Consider the following 19,220-nt stretch of genomic DNA (forward strand, 5'->3'; position numbering starts at 1 on the left):
GGCCGGGAGGCCGGACAGCACGCGGCCCCGGGGCGCCCATTCTCACTCGAACGGGCGCCACCGGGGCCGTTGTTGATCATCCCGGAGGAAGATCAGAGCTTCGTCCACGCCTCCGTCAGCACCTGACGGACGATCCCCTCGATCTCGTCGAAGGTCGACTGGTCGGAGATCAGCGGCGGCGACAGCTGGATGACCGGGTCACCGCGGTCGTCGGCGCGGCAGTAGAGGCCGTACTCGAAGAGCTTCTTGGAGACGAAGCCGTAGAGCACGCGCTCCGACTCCTCGTCCGTGAAGGTCTCCTTGGTGGCCTTGTCCTTCACCAGCTCGATGCCGTAGAAGAAGCCGTTGCCGCGGACGTCGCCGACGATCGGCAGGTCGTGCAGCTTCTGGAGGGTCTGCAGGAAGTTGGCCTCGTTGTCGAGCACGTGCTGGTTGAGGCCCTCGCGCTCGAAGATGTCGAGGTTGGTGAGCGCCACGGCCGCGGAGACCGGGTGGCCGCCGAAGGTGTAGCCGTGCAGGAAGGTGTTGTCACCCTTGTAGAACGGCTCGGCGATGCGGTCCGAGACGATGGTGGCACCGATCGGGGAGTAGCCCGAGGTCATGCCCTTGGCGCAGGTGATGATGTCCGGGATGTAGTCGAACTTGTCACAGGCGAACATCGTGCCGAGGCGGCCGAAGGCGCAGATGACCTCGTCCGACACGAGCAGCACGTTGTACTGGTCGCAGATCTCGCGCACGCGCTGGAAGTAGCCGGGCGGCGGCGGGAAGCAGCCACCGGCGTTCTGCACCGGCTCCAGGAACACGGCCGCGACCGTCTCGGGGCCCTCGAAGAGGATCTCCTGCTCGATCTGGTCGGCGGCCCAGCGGCCGAAGGCCTCCGGGTCGTCGCCGTGGATCGGGGCGCGGTAGATGTTGGTGTTCGGCACCTTGTGCGCGCCCGGGACGAGCGGCTCGAAGGGGGCCTTCAGGGCCGGCAGACCGGTGATGGACAGGGCGCCCTGCGGGGTGCCGTGGTAGGCGACCGCGCGCGAGATGACCTTGTACTTCGTGTGGTTGCCGGTGAGCTTGTGGTACTGCTTCGCCAGCTTCCACGCGGTCTCGACGGCCTCGCCGCCGCCCGTGGAGAAGAACACCTTGTTCAGGTCGCCCGGAGCGTAGTGCGCGAGGCGCTCGGCGAGCTCGACGGCCTTCGGGTGGGCGTAGGACCAGATCGGGAAGAAGGCCAGCTCCTGCGCCTGCTTGAAGGCCGTCTCGGCCAGCTCCACGCGGCCGTGGCCCGCCTGGACCACGAACAGGCCCGCGAGACCGTCGAGGTAGCGCTTGCCCTTGTCGTCGTAGATGTAGGTGCCCTCACCCTTGACGATGGTGGGAACGGGCGCGTTCTCGTACGAGGACATGCGGGTGAAGTGCATCCACAAGTGGTCGTACGCGGTCTTGCTCAGGTCCTGTGTGCTCACGGCTATCGGGTTCCCCACATGTAGGTCTGCTTCTTGAGCTTCAGATAGACGAAGCTCTCGGTGGAGCGCACCCCGGGCAGGGCCCGGATGCGTTTGTTGATGACGTCCAGCAGGTGGTCGTCGTCCTCGCAGACGATCTCGGCGAGGATGTCGAACGAGCCCGCGGTCATCACCACGTACTCGACTTCCGACATGGCGGTCAGCGCGTCGGCCACCGGGTCGAGGTCGCCCTCGACATTGACGCCGACCATCGCCTGCCTGCGGAAGCCCACGGTGAGCGGGTCCGTGACGGCGACGATCTGCATCACGCCCTGGTCGAGCAGCTTCTGGACGCGCTGGCGCACGGCCGCCTCGGACAGGCCGACGGCCTTGCCGATCGCGGCGTACGGACGGCGTCCGTCCTGCTGGAGCTGCTCGATGATGGCGAGGGATACGGAGTCCAGCTGGGGACTGCCGTTCCTGGACTCGCGGGTGGAGTCCCTGGGGTCTGCGCTTCGACTGGCCACGAGCTCACTGTGCACGAGGTCTCGACGGTTCCGCAAGGCTGTAGCGATGAAATTCGTTGTTTACGAGGACGTAGCTTGCGGATTTCGCAGTCAAGGGGTGACTGGGGGTGTTGAAAACGTGGCGCCACGGATTAGGGTGGGTGTCTCAGCGATTGGACACCTGAACTTGGAGGGCCGGCAGTGAGCACCGAGCTGCGTCGTCTGCGCAATTACATCGACGGTGAGTTCCGGGACGCCGCCGACGGGCGGACCACCGAGGTCGTCAATCCCGCGAGCGGCGAGGCGTACGCGACCGCGCCGCTGTCCGGTGAGGCCGACGTGGACGCCGCCATGGCGGCCGCCGCCGCGGCCTTCCCTGCCTGGCGCGACCAGACCCCCGCCGAGCGCCAGAAGGCCCTCCTGAAGATCGCGGACGCGTTCGAGGAGCGGGCCGAGGAGCTGATCGCCGCCGAGGTCGAGAACACCGGCAAGCCGATCGGACTGACCCGGTCCGAGGAAATCCCGCCCATGGTCGACCAGATCCGCTTCTTCGCGGGCGCGGCGCGGATGCTCGAGGGCCGCTCGGCCGGCGAGTACATGGAGGGGATGACCTCCATCATCCGCCGCGAGCCGATCGGCGTCTGCGCGCAGGTCGCGCCGTGGAACTACCCGATGATGATGGCGGTGTGGAAGTTCGCCCCGGCGCTCGCGGCCGGCAACACGGTCGTCCTGAAGCCCTCGGACACCACCCCCGCCTCCACCGTCCTGATCGCCGACATCATCGGCGGCATCCTGCCCAAGGGCGTCTTCAACGTCATCTGCGGCGACCGGGAGACCGGCCGCGCGATGGTCGAGCACCCGACCCCGGCGATGGCCTCCATCACCGGCTCCGTACGCGCGGGCATGTCCGTCGCCGAGTCGGCGTCCAAGGACCTCAAGCGGGTTCACCTGGAGCTGGGCGGCAAGGCCCCGGTCGTCGTCTTCGAGGACACCGACATCGCCAAGGCCGTCGAGGACATCTCGGTCGCGGGCTTCTTCAACGCGGGCCAGGACTGTACGGCCGCCACCCGGGTCCTCGTCCAGGAGTCCATCCACGACGAGTTCGTCGCCGCGCTCGCCAAGGCCGCCGCCGAGACGAAGACCGGTCAGCCGGACGACGAGGACGTGCTCTACGGCCCGCTGAACAACCCGAACCAGCTGAAGCAGGTCGCCGGGTTCATCGAGCGGCTGCCCGCGCACGCCAAGGTCGAGGCGGGCGGCCAGCAGGTCGGCGACAAGGGCTACTTCTACGCCGCGACCGTCGTCTCCGGCCTCAAGCAGGACGACGAGATCATCCAGAACGAGGTCTTCGGGCCGGTCATCACCGTCCAGTCCTTCACGGACGAGGCCCAGGCCATCGAGTGGGCCAACGGCGTCGACTACGCCCTGGCCTCCTCGGTCTGGACGAAGGACCACGGCCGCGCGATGCGTCTGTCGAAGTCCCTCGACTTCGGCTGCGTGTGGATCAACACCCACATCCCGCTGGTCGCCGAGATGCCGCACGGCGGTTTCAAGAAGTCCGGCTACGGCAAGGACCTGTCGGCGTACGGCTTCGACGACTACACGCGGATCAAGCACGTGATGACGTCGCTGGACGCGTAGTGCGTACGGTGTGAACCGTGCGGCCCCCCCCGTGGTGGTCAGCCGCACCAGCTGGTCCCGACGACGGGCCGGGAGCAGGAGCGGCTCATGGAGCGCCTGGTGGCCGACCTCGTCGACGACGCCGTACGCCAACCGTCAGGACGGCGCGGGGAGTTGGATCCGGTTTTGGACCGGACTGGACGGCGTGCGGCCGGTCCCGCGGATCGCCGGCAGCGACGGTCCCGGTCTCGGCCTGTCCGTCGTCGCCGCCGTGGCGATGGCGCACGGCGGTCCGCGCCGACTCCGTACGAGGAACCGTACGAGGAACCGTACGAGGAGCAGCACGAGGTGTCCGCCTGAGGCGATCGCCCGAGGTAACCGACCGGAAATGACGCGATCGACAGGGTGTCGGGTCGGCGCGCGACCGCTTGACGCAGCGTCCATTGTTCGCGTCGAGTCGCAGCAGGCATGCTGCCGGGGTGCCAGAGATTCGGAAGACCTCGCCCCTGTCCCGCCGGTCCCTGCTGCGCGCCCTGGGCGGGGGTGCGGCGCTCGGGGCCCTCGCGGGCTGTGGGGTGCCCGCCGCGTACGTGTCACCCGGTGACCGCGCCGGAGCCGACCTCTCGGCCCGCGACAAGAAACTGACCTGGGCGAACTGGCCGCTCTACATAGACACCGACGACAAGGACCACACGAAGCGGCCCACGCTGGACGCGTTCCGCAAACGCACCGGGATCTCCGTCGACTACATCGAGGAGATCAACGACAACGACGAGTTCTTCGGCAAGATCAGCCCGTCCCTGATGAACCACCAGCAGACCGGCCGCGACCTGATCGTCATCAGCGACTGGATGTGCGCGCGCTTCGTCCGGCTCGGCTGGGTGCAGGAGATGGACCGCGCCAGGCAGCCGAACGTCGCCAAGTACCTCGACCCGCTGCTGAGTCGGCCCGCGTTCGACCCGGGTCGCAAGTCCACCGTGCCGTGGCAGTCCGGTATCACCGGCATCGCGTACAACCGCCGCAAGCTCGGCCGCGAGATCAACCACGTCTCGGACCTGTGGGCCTCCGACCTCAAGGGCAGGGTCACTCTGCTCTCCGGCCTCGACGAGGCGTTCGCGCTGCTCATGCAGGGCAACGGCGTCGACATCACCCGGTGGAAGGCCGACGACTTCCACAAGGTCTGCGACCAGGTCGAGAAGTACGTGCACAGCGGCCAGATCCGCCGCTTCACGGGCAACGACTACACCAAGGACCTGGTCAGCGGTGACGTACTGGCCTGTCAGGCGTACTCGGGCGATGTGATCCAGCTCCAGGCGGACAACCCGGACATCCGCTTCGTCGTCCCCGAGGAGGGCGCCGAGCTGTGGTCCGACTCGCTGATGATCCCCAACCTGGCCCGCCACAAGGCCAACGCCGAGAGGCTCGTCGACTACTACTACGAGCCCGAGGTCGCCGCCGAACTGGCGTCCTGGGTCAACTACGTCTGCCCGGTCCCGGCCGCCCAGCACGTCCTCGCCTCCTCCAAGGACGAGGACACCGCCGCCCTCGCCGAGAACCCGCTGATCTTCCCCGACGCCACCATGCGCAAGCGGCTGGCGATCGCGCGCGACATCACGTCCACGGAACGCACGGAGTTCGCCAAGCGCTGGAACGCGATCGCGGGACTCTGACGGCTTTGCCCTCTCTTTACAACCCGGTCTCCGGCTGCCTCGTCTCTTCGCACGATCCGTAACTCAGCCCGCCGGGTCACCGGGCGGGCGGACCGACGAAAGAGAGCGATTCATGCGCCGAACTGTCCTCAGCACCCTGGCACTCGCGTGTACCGCCGTGCTGGCGAGCACGGTGCCCGCCTTCGCCAGTGGGGCGAGCCCGGTCCCGACGGTCCGTCCGACCGCCACCGCCGCCCCGTCCAAGGCGCCGACCGGCAGCGCCACCCCGAGTGCCGCCCCGAGCGCGGTGCCGACCACCCGTCCGGCCTCCGGCACCCCGTCGCCGGTTCCGAGCGTCGGCACGCCGACCCGGGCGCCGTCCCCGGCGCAGGTCGCCGTCGTGCCGAAGGGAGCGCCCGACACCGGTGTGACGCCGACGGCGTCGAAGTCCGGCGGCCAGGGCGGCCTCATCGGCGGGGGCGCCGCCGCGGCGTTCGCCATCGGTGGCGCGGCGGTCTTCGTCGTACGTCGCCGGCGGGCGACCGGGGAATGACCTCGCTTTCCAGGCGCGCGTTCGTCACCGCGGCGACGGCCTCGCTGCTCGTGAGCTGCGGCGGCCACGGGACCGACTCGACCGCACCCGAACACCCCGGGAGCACGCCGGTGCCCTCGCGGACCTCCGCGAAGGCCGCGCACGGCCTCGGGCGTTCGGTCCCGGTCGGGTTGCGCATCCCGGCCATCGGGGTCGACACCCCGGTCATGCAGCTGGGGCTGGCCGCGGACGGCAGCGTCCAGGTGCCCCCGATCACGGCGCACGACCGGGCGGGCTGGTACCGGAACTCGCCGACGCCGGGTCAGACCGGTCCGTCGGTGATCCTCGGCCATGTCACGGTCGGTTCCTACGGGGACGGCGTCTTCCGCCGTCTCGCGCAGGTGCGGAAGGGCGACCGGATCGTGGCGCGCCTGGAGAACGGCAGGACGGCGGAGTTCACGGTCGACGCCGTACGGACGGTCGCCAAGGCCGACTTCCCGTCGGACGAGGTGTATGGGGACGTGGACCGTCCCGAGCTACGGCTCATCACGTGCGGAGGGGCCCGTACCGGTACGGGCTACGCCGACAACGTGATCGTCTTCGCCGCGCTGAGCTCGGCGACGCCCTGACCCGCCGAGACCGATCCCGGGCCGAGGGAACGTACGCCGTCGGCCCGGGCTCTTTCCCACGAGTGCCCGCACGACGTCACGACCATGGAGAGCTTTGAAACGGTCCCGCGAGAAGGCCGCGTCCGAGCTGTTCGCCGCCCTTTATCCGCGCCTCGCCGGCTGGTGCCGCCGTCTCGTCGACGACGACGAGACGGCCCACGAGATCGCCTCGGAGGCGTTCACCCGGCTCTGGGCCCGCTGGACCTCGGTGGCTGAGCCCCGGGGCTTCCTCTATGTCACCGCGGCCAACCTCGTCCGGGACCACTGGCGCAAGCTGGAGCGCGAACGCAGAGCCGTGCACCGTGCCACCGCCGAGGCCGCCGTCCGCCCGCACACCGAACAGTCCGACCCGTCCGTACGCCTGCTCGTGCAGTCGCTGCCGGAACGACTGCGCGTCCCGATCCTCCTGCACTACTACGCTGACATGCCGATCCGGGAGGTGTCCGTGCTGACCGGACGCAAGGAAGGAACCATCAAGGCCGACCTCCACGCGGCCCGCGAACTGCTCCGCGCCCACCTGAGGAGAAGCCTTGATCACACACTCTGACGAGGGTCCGGACTTCGACCCCGACGATCCGCTCGCCGTCATCCTGCGGCCCGCCTCCGACTACCTCGGCCCACCCCCCGGCCACTACGAGGCGATCCGCCGCGGCGCCGCCCGCCGTCGGCTGCTGCGCACCGCGGTCGGGGTCGGGTCGGTGTGCGCCGTCGCCGCCCTCGTCGCGCTGCCGATCCGCCTGTCGACGTCCCAGGCACCCACGTCCCCGACGGTCCCGCTCGCCCCGCCCTCCGAGGGCCGCCCTTCGTCCGTGCCCCCCAGCCCGTCGGCGTCCCCCGTGCCCGCCGACCCCAGCCGCACCCCGGAGAGTCGGACGGCCAGTCCCACCCCGGGGAAGCGGACGGCAATTCCCACCCAGGCGGCCCGGACGACCGGCCGCGCCACGACCCGGCCGGCCGTCCCCACCCCGGCACCGTCGTCGACGCCGTCGCCGACACCGACCACGCCCGTCGCCCAGCCGTCGATCGCGCCGAGCGGCTCTGCCCGCCGTTGAGCGGACGGCCTTCACTCCGTTGACTAATCAATGGAGTGTCGATACAGGGTGTTAATTTGGGGAAATGGCTCTGCGCAACGCGGTGATGGCCGCGCTTTTGGAGGGCGAGGCGTCCGGCTACGACCTCGCGAAGGGGTTCGAGGCCTCGGTCGCCAACTTCTGGATGGCCACCCCTCAGCAGATCTACCGCGAGCTGGAGCGCATGGAGGGCGAAGGGCTCGTCTCCGCCCGCGTCGTGCAGCAGGAACGTCGGCCCAACAAGCGGCTCTTCTCGCTCACCGAGGCCGGACTCGACGCGATACGCGCCTACACGGCCGAAGTCCCCAGCAAGCCGACGGCGATCCGGGACGAGCTGATGGTCAAGGTGAGCTGCGTCGACATCGGAGACGCCGAAGCCGTACGGGCCGGGGTCGTCGAGCGTGTGGAGCGGGCCGGCGCCAAACTGGCCCGCTACCGGCGCGCGCAGGAACGCATGCTGGCCGGCCGCAGCGAGGAGGAGTACCTCGTCACCGTCGAACGCGTGGGCCCCTACCTCACCCTGCTCGGCGGCATGGCCCTTGAGCAGGCGAACCTTCAGTGGGGCGAGACGGCCCTGAGGAGGCTCGACCAGCGGGCCGAGGCCCTCGGCGCGACGGCTCGCGGCTGATGCTCCACGTACCCCGCGCCCGTCCTGGGCGGGATCAGCGGCCCGGGTCGTAGGCGAGTTGCTTGACCAGGCGCAGGGTCAGGGCGGTTTCGACGGCCTGGACGCCGTCGAGGGCGCCGATCTTCTCGCTCAGATACGTGTACAGCTCCCCGCTGTTGCGGTAGACGGTCGAGGCGACGATGCCGGCCTGACCGGTGATCGCCGCGGCGAAACGCACCTCGGGATGCGCGGCGAGTGCCCGTCCGACGTCGGCGAGGGCGGCCGGGGCCACGGTGAGCCACAGCATGGCCTCCACCTCGTGGCCGAGCGGTTCCTGGTCGAACTGGACGTCGAAGTACAGCACCCCGGTGGCCCGCATGCGCTCCAGACGCCGCTTGACCACGGACTCCGACTGGCCGGTGGCCGCCTGGAGTTCGGTGAGCGTGGCACGCCCGTCCCGGACGAGCACGGCCAGCAGCGCCTCGTCGGCCGCCTCCAGCGTGAGGGGGTCGGTGACCGGCTCGACCGGCGGTGGGCGCAGGGCCGCCTGCTGGTCGGGGGCGAGCCCGTTGGCCTTGTTGAGCCAGTCCAGCTGTCCGCCGTAGAACGAGTGCAGTACGCAGTGGGCGCTGACGGAGACGACACGGGGGGTGCGCTGCAACCGGTCGAAGAGCAGTTCGTCCCGGGCCTGCCGGCTGCGCGGCTTCATCGCGCACATCACCTCGGTGCCGCCGGAGATCAGCGAGACGTACGAGGTGTCGGGGCGCCGGGCGAGCGCGCCCGCCAACAGTTCGGCCACGTCCGGGGTGCAGCGCAGCCGGACGATCCAGTTGGTGCGGCCGAGCCGGCTCTCGTCGATCACGCCGAGCACCCGCAGCCGTGCCGTGGTGCGCAACCGCCGCAGGCGCCGGGCGACGGTCTGGTCGGAGACCCCGAGCACCTCCGCGATCCGGGTGAGCGGCGCCCGTCCGTCGATCTGGAGGCACTGGAGCAGTCTCAGGTCGAGTGCGTCGAGCGCGCGGGACGGCATCGGCTCGGCCTCCTCTCGCTCCATTCGCTCCATGCGGACTCCCGAAGTCAATGATCGAGCATGACGGTGAGGCCCGGGACCAGTGTGGTCCCGGGCCTCGTACGGGCGCCCGTTCCGTCCCCACGAAAGGGCGCCTCCAGGGCCTGTCCGGCGGATCACGCCGCAGACACGCCCTGGTGCCGGGGTCAGCCGCGCTGCCCCAGCCGGGGCTCCGCCGCCCCGGTCTCCCGCGGTGCCGCCGGGGCGGCGCCGGATCCGGCCACCGGCCTGGTGACCGACTGCCGCGGGCTGCGCAGCAGGACGGCACCGACCGCCGCGGCGACCAAGGTCAGTGCCGCGGCGATGATCAGGCACAGGTGAAGGCCGTCGAGGAAGGCCTCGGACAGGGCGCCCAGGGCACGGCCCCGGTCGGCGCCCAGGTTCATGCCCGCGACCGCGCCCAGGCCGTTCGCGTCCACCACGGAGGTGACGCTCCGTACCGTCGCCGCCGGCAGACCCACGTCGGTGAGGTGGCCCGGCAGGGTGTGCACGGCCTTGGTGGACAGCACGGCGCCGAGGACGGCCGGGCCGAGCGCGCCGCCGACCTGCCGGAACGCGCTGTTCCCGGCGGCCGCCATACCGGCCTGGCGCAGCGGTACGGAGGCGACGGCCGCGGCCGTCATCGGCGTGATGACGAAGCCGAGGCCGAGGCCCAGCAGGGCCAGTCGCCAGGCCAGCGAACCGAACGACGTACCGGCGTCGAGGGACGTCAGCGACAGCAGCGAGGCCGCGGTCACCAGCAGCCCGCCGGTGATCAGGACGCGGGGCGACACCTTGTGCATCAGCCGCCCGGCCGGTGCCCCGACGAGGATGCACATCAGAGTGACCATCAGCATCCGGGCCGCCGCCTCCAGGGTGCTGAGCTGCTGCACCATGCCGAAGTAGAGGCTGAGGGCGAAGAAGAAGCCGATCAGGCCCAGGAAGCTGATCATGGCGACGAGCGTCGTGGCGGTGAAGGCGGGGCTGCGGAAGAGCGTCAGGTCCAGCATCGGGCTGTCACTGCGGCGCTCCACCAGGACGAACGCGACGGCCGCGACCGCCGCCGCCACCAGGGCCACGATCACCTTCCCCTCGGTGAAGGAGCCGGCGCCGCCCTCGATGACGCCGTAGACCAGCGCGGTGATCGCCACCGCGGCGGTGATCTGGCCGGGCCAGTCCAGACGTCGGGAGCCGGGGGCGCGCGAGTCGGTCACCAGCCGGGCCGCGAAGGCCATCGCGAGGAGCGAGGCGGGAACGGGCAGCAGGTAGATCCAGCGCCAGGAGAAGTGCTCCAGGATCAGTCCCGCGATCACCGGGCCGAGCGCCAGCGCCGCCATCAGGGCCGTGGCCCACAGCCCGACGAACTTGCCGCGCTCGCGGTGGTCGGGCACGGCGTGGCTGATCAGCGCCAGCGTCGTGGGCAGCAGCGCGGCGGCGCCCAGACCGGCGAAGGCCTGGCCCACCCACAGGACCTCGATCGACCGCGCGCACAGCGCGATCGCCGCCCCCACCGCGCTGAACGCGAGGCCCGCCTGGAAGACCTTCTTGCGGCCGTGGACCTCGCCGAAGACTCCGGCGGTCAGGATCAGCGCGGCCATGGGCAGCACGAACGCGTCCGAGACCCACGACAGTTGGGCGGTCGACGCGTTCAGCGCCCGCTGGATGGCCGGCAGGCTCACCGAGACGGTGGTCACCGGCAGATACGCGACGAACACGCCCACGCAGGCCATGACGAGCGTGGCCGCCCGCCGTTCCCGCGGCTCGTGCGCCGTTGTCGTGACGTTCACGAAACTCCCTCTCCCCCTGCGGCGCACCGCACCGCGATCGCTCGATACGGCGCTCACCTTCGGGGCCGCCTGCGGGCCGGGGCCAGCCACGGCGGGGGAAAATCTGGATATTCGACATTCCGGACCCGGTTTCCCGGGATTTCCGTGATCGCTGTCAGGAGGTGTGAGGCCGCCGACCTGGTGACCGGCGCGGCGGATAGGTTCGCGGGTATGACGACGACATCGCAAGAAGCCTTCCTGCGGGCCTTCCACGCCGAGCGGCCGGCGGTGACGGCGGACGCGTTCGCCGGTGGCCGCGCCGCGGACGGCCGGTCCAGCTACGAGATCGTGCGCGACCGGGTCGCCGGACACGGGCGGGTACTGGATCTCGGCTGCGGCGACGGCCTGTTGCTCGAACTGCTCGGCCGGACCGAGGGACGCCGGCTGGCCGGGGTGGACCTCTCACCGGAGGCCCTGGAGCTGGCGCGTCTGCGACCGCTGCCCGCCGGGACGACGCTGTCGGAGAGCCGGGCCCAGCACCTTCCCTTCGCCGACGACACCTTCGACGCCTGTGTCTCCCACATGGCGCTGATGCTGATGGGCGAGGTGGAACAGGTGGCCGCGGAAGTGGCCCGGGTGCTGCGCCCCGGAGGCATGCTGGCCTGCGTGATCGGCGGCGGAGCCGTGGGCGGTGAGGCGTACGAGCTGTTCGTCGGGCTGTTGCGGTCCGCGGTCGAGACGGCTCCCGTCGGGCAGCGCATCCCCGCTCTCGGGGACCGGAGGACCCGCAGCCGTGCGGGGCTCGACAGCGTCCTCACGCCGGCGGGATTCGCGCCGGTCGACTGGGAGACCGTCCCCATCGACCTGAGCGGACCGGTCGAGCAGGTGTGGGACGCCCTGGCGGGTGTCTATGACGTCGGCCCGCTCGACGCGGCCACCGTGGAGTCCCTGCGCGCGGCCTTCCTCACCGGGGCGAAGAAGCTCACGGCGCCGAACGGGGTCGTCCCGTGCGGGATGAACGTGCATCTCGTGACGACGAATCTGACGACGAATCCGACCGATCCGACGGCGCCTCCGGCGGCAAATCCGGCGGCCGGAACCGCTACTGCCTGAGCGCCGCCATCGCCATGCGCAGGGCGACCGGGAGCCCGTTCCCTGGCACTGCCCCGGATCAACCGCCGTTGTGCGCAAAAAACTGTTATCGCGGAGGGCGGCCCTCCGTCTCCTGTGCGTCAGGGCCCGACGAACGGCTGTGATCCGCGACATGGCGCGCGGACAGGCTCGCCGGAGTGGGGGATCCTGCACTTTCGCCCGTGTGTGCCCAGTGGCACGGGTGGTCACCGTGGCATCGGAGGGACGTACGTGGACGGGCGGCAGTGGCGCTCCATCATCGGGGCCGCGCAGGCCGGCGACCGGCGCGCCCTCGACGAACTCGTCGCGGGCTGGCTCCCGCTCGTCTACAACATCGTCGGCCGCGCCCTGAACGGCCACGCGGACGTCGACGACGTCGTGCAGGAGACCATGCTGCGCGCCGTCGACAACCTCGGCTCGCTGCGCGACCCGGACAGCTTCCGGTCCTGGCTGGTCGCCATCACGATGCGGCAGATACGGGACCGCTCGCGCCGCCGGACGGCCGAGCCGCTGGCCGACGGCGCCGGTGAACAGGCCGCCGACTTCGCCGAACTGACCGTGCTGCGGCTCCAGTTGAAGGGACAGCGGCGAGAGGTCGCGGAGGCGGTGCGCTGGCTCGACGACGAGGACCGCCAGTTGCTCTCGTTGTGGTGGCTGGAGGTCGCGGGCGAACTCACCCGGCGCGAGCTGGCGGCCGCGGTCGGGATCAGCAGGCAGCACGCGGCGGTGCGGGTGCAGCGGATGAAGCAACGGCTGGAGATCGCGCGGGACATCGTGCGGGCGCTCGACGGCCACCACCCCGGCGCGGGCAACTCCCCCTGCCCGGACCTGCGGTTGGTGACCGCCCGCTGGGACGGGCGGCCCGACTCGGTGTGGCGCAAGCGGCTGGCCCGGCACATCCGGGGCTGTGCGTACTGTTCGGGCGCCCGCGAGGCCGTCGTACCGGCCGAACGCCTCCTCGTCGGGATCGCTCTAGTCCCGTTGCCGGTCGGCTTCACGCTGTCGCTCGCGCTCGGCGGCAAGACGGCGGTCGCCGCCACCTCCGTCGGCTGGTCCGCCAAGGTCCTCGGCCTGCTCACCAAGCCCGCCGTCGCCGTCACGGCCGGCGCCACCCTCGCGGCGGGTGGCCTGTACGTCGTCACCCGGGCGCCCGACGACCCGCCCCCGGCCCTCGCCGCGCCCACGGCGGCGAGCACCGCACGCCCACCGTCGGGACGTACGGGCGAGCCGTCCGCCTCCGCGACCCCCTCACCGTCCCCCTCGGCCTCCCCATCACCGTCGCCCTCGCCCTCGAAGACCCGTGTCCAGCTGTACGGCACCGTCGTCGACGCCGTCGACAGCGCACCCGCCGCGAGCGCGCTGCCGGCGGCGCTGCCCCGGCGCGCCGAGAAGGGCGTCACCGCCACCGGGGCGCCCGCCACCGGCCTCACCCACCGCGGGGAGACGGTCACCTTCAGCGGGCAGGGCTACTTCCGGGTCCGCTGGCAGGTGCTGCCTCAGCAACGCACCGGCGCCCTGCTCATGCCGACCTGGACCGGGCTGAGCGGCAGGCTCTTCCACGTCGCCTCGGGCGGCGGCCACCGCATGGACGACGTGCAGTCGGGCTCGACGGACGGCACGACCTGGATGGGCGGCCCGTCCGTGGGCTACGCCGTCCTGCCCTCCGGCACCCAACAGATGTGGCAGAACGAGTACTTCTGGATCGACGGCACCGTCACCCTCCACCAGAACGAGGGCCCCGCCGACTACAACCTCTTCGTCCAGACCTCGACCTGGGACAAGGTGACCGAGGACGTCCGCACCGGTCCCGCCCAGGGCGTGATCCGCTACGGCCTCGTCCGCGACAACGGCGAGGACACCGCCCCGGTGCCGCAGTACCTGACCCGCTCGACCCCCGCCGACCCGGCGACCGTGAGCAGGCGCTCGCAGGTCACCTCCTGACCGGGCCGCCCGCGTTTCCCCCTCAGGCCTTGCGCAGCGCGCACAGCGCGTCGATGCGGTTCGTGGTGATCGAATCCACTCCCATGTCCAGCAGCCGGCGCATGGAACGGCGGGTGTCGGGAGTCCAGACGGAGAGCAGGTGGCCGCCCCGGTGGACGCGGGCGGTGAGGGCGCGGTCGACCAGGCTGAAGCGGTAGTTGAGCCAGCGCGGCCGTACGGCTTCGAGGACGGCCGGGCGCGGCGGTGCGAGGCTCGTCCAGGTCAGCGCGATCTCGGCGGCGGGGTCGGCGGCGCGCACCGCCAGCATGGCCGGGGCGCCCGCGCAGTAGTACACCCGGTCCTGGGCCCCGCACTCACGGATGACCTCGATGATCCGGCGTACGGCCGTGCCGTCGGGCTCTCCCGGCAGATCGACCATGATCCGGCTGTCCTTGGTCACCTCGAGGGCCTCCACGAGCGTCGGTACCCCGCCGCCCGTGAGCCCGCGCACCTCGTCCGAGGAGAGCGAACTGAGCGGCCGCTCCAGCTCCCACAGCCGTTTCAGTGTCTCGTCGTGCAGCAGCACGGGCACCTCGTCGCGGGTCAGCCGTACGTCGATCTCGACCGCGTCCGCGCCCAGTTGGAGCGCGGAACGCAGCGAGTCGATGGTGTTCTCGCGGACGCGATAGGGGTCGCCGCGGTGGGCCACGGCAGTCACGGTGCGCATGGGCCCATTGTGCTGGTCGCTCAGAGCGTGAGCCACGCCGAGGCGTAGGTGTCGATCTCCTCGGCGAGGCGTGTCTTGCCGGCCGGGTCGAGGAAGGACGCCTCCACCGCGTTCTTGGCGAGCCCGGCGAGGCCGAGTTCGTCGAGGTCGAGGAGACGGGCGGCGACCGCGTACTCGTTGTTGAGGTCGGTGCCGAACATCGGCGGGTCGTCGGAGTTGATCGTGACGAGGACCCCGGCCCGGGTGAACTCCCTTATGGGGTGCTCGTCGAGGGTGCGGACCGCGCGGGTGGCGATGTTGGAGGTCGGGCAGACTTCCAGCGCGATGCGGTGCTCGGCGAGGTGGGCGAGCAGCTTCGGGTCCTGCGCGGAGCTGGTGCCGTGCCCGATGCGCTCGGCGCGCAGCTCGTTCAGCGCGTCCCAGACGGTCTCCGGCCCGGTCGTCTCACCCGCGTGCGGCACCGAGCGCAGCCCGGCCGCGATCGCCTGGTCGAAGTACGGCTTGAACTGCGGTCGCGGTACGCCGATTTCGGGCCCGCCGAGTCCGAAGGAGACCAGACCCTCAGGACGCAGCCGGTCGTCGGTGGCGAGCCGCAGGGTCTCCTCGGCCGCCTCGAGCCCCGCCTCGCCGGGAATGTCGAAGCACCAGCGCAGGACGACCCCGAACTCGGCCTCCGCCGCCTTGCGGGCGTCCTCGATGGCGTCCATGAAGGCGCGCTCGTCGATGCCGCGGCGGGTGGAGGACCACGGGGTGATGGTCAGCTCGGCGTAACGGACCTGCTGCCGGGCCATGTCCCGGGCGACCTCGTACGTCAGCAGCCGTACGTCCTCGGGGGTGCGGATCAGGTCGACGACGGACAGGTAGACCTGGATGAAGTGGGCGAAGTCGGTGAACGTGAAGTAGTCCGCGAGGGCCTCGGGGTCCGTCGGCACCTGGGAGTCGGGGTGGCGGGCGGCGAGGGTGGAGACGATGCGGGGGGAGGCGGATCCGACGTGGTGCACGTGCAGTTCGGCCTTGGGCAGTCCGGCGATGAAGGCGTGCAGGTCGCGGACGCCCTCGCGGGTGCTGAGCTGGTCGGTCAAGGATTCCTCCCCGGAACGGCGCCCCCGGACCGTGGTCGGGGGACGCGGGTGATCGGCTGATCGGTGATTCGGGGATCATCGTAGGCCGCCCCTCACGGGGTGAAGCCCCGGGCCGTAGCATGACGGCAGGTACGACAGAGGAGGGGACCTCACGCATGTCCGACGACGCGCAGGCGCCACAGGTGCCGCAGGACGCCGCCGCGACCCCGTGGGCATCCCCGGACCAGCCGGCTCCGCCGCCGACCCAGATCGACGTGCCGTTGGCCGCCGGTTCCGAGGACGCGATACCCGGCGGGAACCCCCAGCCGGGTTCCCCGCCCGGCGGCCCCCTGGACAACGGTGCCGCCGGACCGCGACCCGAGCCGAACCCCTGGGCCCCGCCCGCGGACCAGGCACCCTCCCCCGCGCCCGGTGCCCCCACACCCCCCTCGGTGCACAACCAGCCGACGGTCGTCGCCCTCCCCGGAACGGGCACGCCCGGCCACCCCCAGCCCCACCCCCAGTCCCCGCCCCAGTCCTGGGACAACCCCTTCGCGTCTCCCGCCGCCGCACCCTCGCCCCACCCCCGGCCCGCCCCCGGAGAGCCGGTTCCCCCGCCGCCCATCGCTCCCGAGGGCCCCGGCCAGGCCCCGTACGGCTACGGATACGGCTACCCGACCTACCCCACGCCGGGACCCGGCTACCCGGGCGCCCCCGGCTACGGCTGGCCGATGATGCCCCCGGCGCCGAGCAACGGCATGGGCACCGCCGGGCTGGTGCTCGGCATCATCTCGGCCGTCGTGTTCTGTCTGTGGCCGGTCGCGATCATCCTGGGGATCCTCGCGGTGACCTTCGGCGTGCTGGGGCGACGCAGGGCGCGCCGCGGCGAGGCGAACAACCCCGGTCAGGCGCTGGCCGGGATCATCTGCGGAGCGGTCGGCATCGCGCTCGGCATCGCGATGATCGTGGTCTTCTTCGTCCTCCCGGACGACAGCGGCGACAGCGACCCGTTCAGCGGAGACGACGGCTACTCCACTTCACTCGTCGTGCCGCACCTCGGCTAGGTCCCAACCGCTCCCGCGCCTGAACTACCTGAACTGGTCGTCCCCCAGGAGCCGCTCCCGCGCCTCCATCAAGGCGAATCCCAGCAGGTTCGGCCCCCGCCACCGCTCGGGATCCGCCGCCCGCTCGTCGTCCGCCGCGAGTCCTATGCCCCAGACCCGGTCCATGGGGCTGGCCTCGACCAGCACCCGCGTGCCCGTGCCCAGCAGGAACGCGCGCAGCTCGGGATGGGCCGCGAACTTGTGCACGCTGCCCTCGACGACGATCCCGAAGCGCTCGCGCTCCCAGGTCGCCTCGTCGAAGCCGCTCACGAGCCGTCCCACCTTCTTGGCGAGCGCGGGGCTGGACGCCTCGATCGCGCGCCGCTGCGCTTCCGCGTCACCGAAGAGCCGTGCCTTGCCCGCCATCATCCAGTGCTCAGCCGTCGCGTAAGTGACACCGTCCACCACGAACGGTGACGGCCACCACTGGCTCAGGCAGCTCGCACTCACCTGACCGTCCGGTCGCGGGCGGTGCCCCCAGAAGTGCAGGTACTTGACCCTCGCCCCCGAGCGGACCGCGCTGACCAGCGCTTCCCAAGAATCGATCTTCGCCATGCACGCCACTGTGGCACGCACCACTGACATTCCGTCCCGCCTTTTCCATGGGGACTCGACACCTGGTCGACAGATTCCGTCGCGTAACCAAAAGGCAACAACGGAATCACTTGTTGGAGTCCCTTAGCTCTGTCAGGATCGGCACTCAAATCGGGCTGGAGCTACGCCCACCCCTGCGGCAGCGGGGAGAACGGCGGAGGAGAGCGACATGCACAATCCGGGCCATCGCTTCCAGGCGCAGGACCGCTTCGCGGACGGCGCGCAGTACATCGCGGGCCGGCTGGCCAAGGGCACCTCGGGCCGTATGCACGCGGTCGTCGACCCCGCCACCGGCGAGGAGGTCTACACGTACGAGCTGGCGAGCACCGTCGACGTGGACGCGGCCGTCGCCGCCGCCCGGGAGGCGTTCCCCGGCTGGGCGGGCGCCACCCCCGGCGAGCGCTCCGACGCCCTGCACCGCTTCGCCGCCGTACTCGCCGACCGCGCCGAGGAGTTCGCCCGGGCGGAGTCGCTCCAGTGCGGAAAGCCCCTCAAGCTGACCCGCGAGTTCGACGTGCCCGGCACCATCGACAACATCGCCTTCTTCGCGGGCGCGGCCCGGCATCTGCAAGGGCAGTCCGCGGGCGAGTACTCCGGCGACCACACCTCGTACGTACGCCGCGAGCCCATCGGTGTCGTCGGCTCCATCGCGCCCTGGAACTACCCCCTCCAGATGGCCGCCTGGAAGATCCTCCCGGCGATCGCCGCGGGCAACACGATCGTGCTGAAGCCCGCCGAGCTGACCCCGCTGACCTCGCTCCTGTTCGCCGAGGCCGCCACCGCGGCGGGCATCCCGGACGGCGTGATCAACATCGTGACCGGGGCCGGCCGGGACGCCGGCGAGCACCTCGTCGGCCACCCCGACGTGGCGATGACCTCCTTCACCGGGTCCACCGCGGTCGGCAAGCGCGTCGCCGAGATCGCCACCTCGACCGTCAAGCGGCTCCATCTGGAGCTGGGCGGCAAGGCCCCCTTCGTGGTCTTCGACGACGCGGACCTGGACGCGGCCGTGAACGGCGCGGTCGCGGGCTCGCTCATCAACAGCGGGCAGGACTGCACGGCCGCCACGCGCGCGTACGTACAAAGGCCCCTCTACGAAGAGTTCGTGTCCAGGACGGCCGCCCTGATGGCGAGCGTCCGCCTCGGCGACCCGTTCGCGTCCGGCACCGACCTCGGCCCGCTGATCTCGCACGCCCAGCGCGACCGCGTGGCCGGATTCGTCGACCGGGCCCGCGGCTACGCGCGCGTGGTGACCGGCGGAGAGATCCCCGAAGGGCTCAAGGAGGGCGCCTTCTACCGGCCCACGCTCGTCGCCGACGCTCCTCAGGACAGCGAGATCGTGCAGTCCGAGATCTTCGGTCCCGTCCTGGTGGTGCTCCCCTTCGACAGCGACGACGAGGGAATCCGGCTCGCCAACGACACTCCGTACGGTCTCGCAGCCTCCGCGTGGAGCCGGGACGTGTACCGGGCCAACCGCGCGACCCGCGAGATCAAGGCGGGCTGCGTGTGGGTCAACGACCACATTCCGATCATCAGCGAGATGCCGCACGGCGGCTACAAGGCGTCCGGCTTCGGCAAGGACATGTCGGCGTACTCGTTCGAGGAGTACACCCAGATCAAGCACGTCATGTTCGACAACACCGCGGTCGCCAGGAAGGACTGGCACCGCACGATCTTCGGGGACCGGCCCTAGTCGATCCGGAGTCGGCCGCGCGCCGGCTTTCCGACTATCGCCGAGTGGCAGACCAGGCCGCCAGACCACGGCCGCGACCCTTCCGAAAG

17 protein-coding genes and 1 pseudogene are annotated in these 19,220 nt (G+C 71.1%); 11 read left to right on the forward strand and 7 right to left on the reverse strand.

The window, feature by feature from the left end; translation table 11 throughout:
- Nucleotides 1–92: 92 nt before the first annotated feature.
- Together OG798_RS36920 and OG798_RS36925 are read right to left on the reverse strand one after the other, a co-directional pair.
- Complete coding sequence (locus OG798_RS36920) at nt 93–1,475, reverse strand: aspartate aminotransferase family protein (RefSeq protein ID WP_095852345.1); 1,383 nt, start codon at nt 1,473–1,475, stop codon at nt 93–95.
- Nucleotides 1,460–1,978, reverse strand: a complete 519-nt coding sequence (locus OG798_RS36925; protein WP_054235338.1) for an Lrp/AsnC family transcriptional regulator — start codon at nt 1,976–1,978, stop codon at nt 1,460–1,462. Before OG798_RS36925 ends, OG798_RS36920 begins: the two co-directional genes overlap by 16 nt.
- A gap of 165 nt (nt 1,979–2,143) precedes the next feature.
- On the opposite strand from OG798_RS36925, the gene OG798_RS36930 reads away from it, so the two are divergent.
- The 7 genes from OG798_RS36930 to OG798_RS36960 all read left to right on the forward strand — a co-directional run bounded on the left by OG798_RS36930 (nt 2,144) and on the right by OG798_RS36960 (nt 8,109).
- The gene (locus OG798_RS36930) at nt 2,144–3,583 is read left to right on the forward strand and encodes a gamma-aminobutyraldehyde dehydrogenase (protein ID WP_095852344.1); all 1,440 of its coding nucleotides are present in this window, start codon (nt 2,144–2,146) and stop codon (nt 3,581–3,583) included.
- Nucleotides 3,584–4,041: 458 nt separating this feature from the next.
- The gene (locus tag OG798_RS36935) at nt 4,042–5,232 is read left to right on the forward strand and encodes a polyamine ABC transporter substrate-binding protein (RefSeq protein WP_121414890.1); all 1,191 of its coding nucleotides are present in this window, start codon (nt 4,042–4,044) and stop codon (nt 5,230–5,232) included.
- Nucleotides 5,233–5,344: 112 nt separating this feature from the next.
- Nucleotides 5,345–5,764, forward strand: coding sequence for a Tat pathway signal sequence domain protein (locus OG798_RS36940; RefSeq protein ID WP_097224654.1), 420 nt, complete (start codon nt 5,345–5,347; stop codon nt 5,762–5,764).
- Complete coding sequence (locus OG798_RS36945) at nt 5,761–6,372, forward strand: class F sortase (protein WP_095852340.1); 612 nt, start codon at nt 5,761–5,763, stop codon at nt 6,370–6,372. The genes OG798_RS36940 and OG798_RS36945 overlap by 4 nt, the downstream gene beginning before the upstream one ends.
- Before the next feature lie 94 nt (nt 6,373–6,466).
- Nucleotides 6,467–6,958 (forward strand): RNA polymerase sigma factor, encoded by a 492-nt coding sequence (locus OG798_RS36950; protein ID WP_054235333.1) that lies wholly within the window; start codon nt 6,467–6,469, stop codon nt 6,956–6,958.
- Nucleotides 6,942–7,463, forward strand: a complete 522-nt coding sequence (locus OG798_RS36955; RefSeq protein WP_267062941.1) for a hypothetical protein — start codon at nt 6,942–6,944, stop codon at nt 7,461–7,463. Before OG798_RS36950 ends, OG798_RS36955 begins: the two co-directional genes overlap by 17 nt.
- A gap of 64 nt (nt 7,464–7,527) precedes the next feature.
- Complete coding sequence (locus OG798_RS36960) at nt 7,528–8,109, forward strand: PadR family transcriptional regulator (RefSeq protein WP_095852337.1); 582 nt, start codon at nt 7,528–7,530, stop codon at nt 8,107–8,109.
- A gap of 34 nt (nt 8,110–8,143) precedes the next feature.
- On the opposite strand, the gene OG798_RS36965 is transcribed toward OG798_RS36960, so the two are convergent.
- Both OG798_RS36965 and OG798_RS36970 read right to left on the reverse strand, forming a co-directional pair.
- Nucleotides 8,144–9,151, reverse strand: coding sequence for an Lrp/AsnC family transcriptional regulator (locus tag OG798_RS36965; RefSeq protein ID WP_328758351.1), 1,008 nt, complete (start codon nt 9,149–9,151; stop codon nt 8,144–8,146).
- A gap of 152 nt (nt 9,152–9,303) precedes the next feature.
- Nucleotides 9,304–10,923 carry an MFS transporter gene (locus tag OG798_RS36970; protein ID WP_267062943.1) on the reverse strand — a complete coding sequence of 540 codons (1,620 nt, stop codon included), beginning with the start codon at nt 10,921–10,923 and terminating at the stop codon, nt 9,304–9,306.
- 210 nt (nt 10,924–11,133) lie between these two features.
- Between OG798_RS36970 and OG798_RS36975 the strand changes: the two genes are divergently transcribed.
- Together OG798_RS36975 and OG798_RS36980 are read left to right on the forward strand one after the other, a co-directional pair.
- Nucleotides 11,134–12,015: a class I SAM-dependent methyltransferase gene (locus tag OG798_RS36975; RefSeq protein WP_328758353.1), complete on the forward strand. Its 882-nt coding sequence runs from the start codon at nt 11,134–11,136 to the stop codon at nt 12,013–12,015.
- Between the two features lie 249 nt (nt 12,016–12,264).
- Nucleotides 12,265–13,974: an RNA polymerase sigma factor gene (locus OG798_RS36980; protein ID WP_328758354.1), complete on the forward strand. Its 1,710-nt coding sequence runs from the start codon at nt 12,265–12,267 to the stop codon at nt 13,972–13,974.
- Nucleotides 13,975–13,996: 22 nt separating this feature from the next.
- Here OG798_RS36980 and OG798_RS36985 read toward each other — a convergent pair whose 3' ends face one another.
- Complete coding sequence (locus OG798_RS36985) at nt 13,997–14,680, reverse strand: glycerophosphodiester phosphodiesterase (protein ID WP_328758356.1); 684 nt, start codon at nt 14,678–14,680, stop codon at nt 13,997–13,999.
- A gap of 20 nt (nt 14,681–14,700) precedes the next feature.
- Nucleotides 14,701–15,830: pseudogene (locus OG798_RS36990) on the reverse strand (adenosine deaminase).
- 87 nt (nt 15,831–15,917) lie between these two features.
- On the opposite strand from OG798_RS36990, the gene OG798_RS36995 reads away from it, so the two are divergent.
- On the forward strand, nt 15,918–16,805 hold the full coding sequence (locus tag OG798_RS36995; protein ID WP_121414887.1) for a DUF4190 domain-containing protein: 888 nt from the start codon (nt 15,918–15,920) through the stop codon (nt 16,803–16,805).
- 24 nt (nt 16,806–16,829) lie between these two features.
- On the opposite strand, the gene OG798_RS37000 is transcribed toward OG798_RS36995, so the two are convergent.
- Complete coding sequence (locus tag OG798_RS37000) at nt 16,830–17,429, reverse strand: NADAR family protein (RefSeq protein ID WP_328758357.1); 600 nt, start codon at nt 17,427–17,429, stop codon at nt 16,830–16,832.
- Between the two features lie 178 nt (nt 17,430–17,607).
- Here OG798_RS37000 and OG798_RS37005 point away from each other — a divergent pair, with 178 nt between their 5' ends.
- Nucleotides 17,608–19,131, forward strand: a complete 1,524-nt coding sequence (locus OG798_RS37005; protein WP_120985417.1) for a gamma-aminobutyraldehyde dehydrogenase — start codon at nt 17,608–17,610, stop codon at nt 19,129–19,131.
- Nucleotides 19,132–19,220 lie beyond the last annotated feature (89 nt).

The organism is Streptomyces sp. NBC_00271 (assembly GCF_036178845.1).
Lineage (GTDB): Bacteria > Actinomycetota > Actinomycetes > Streptomycetales > Streptomycetaceae > Streptomyces.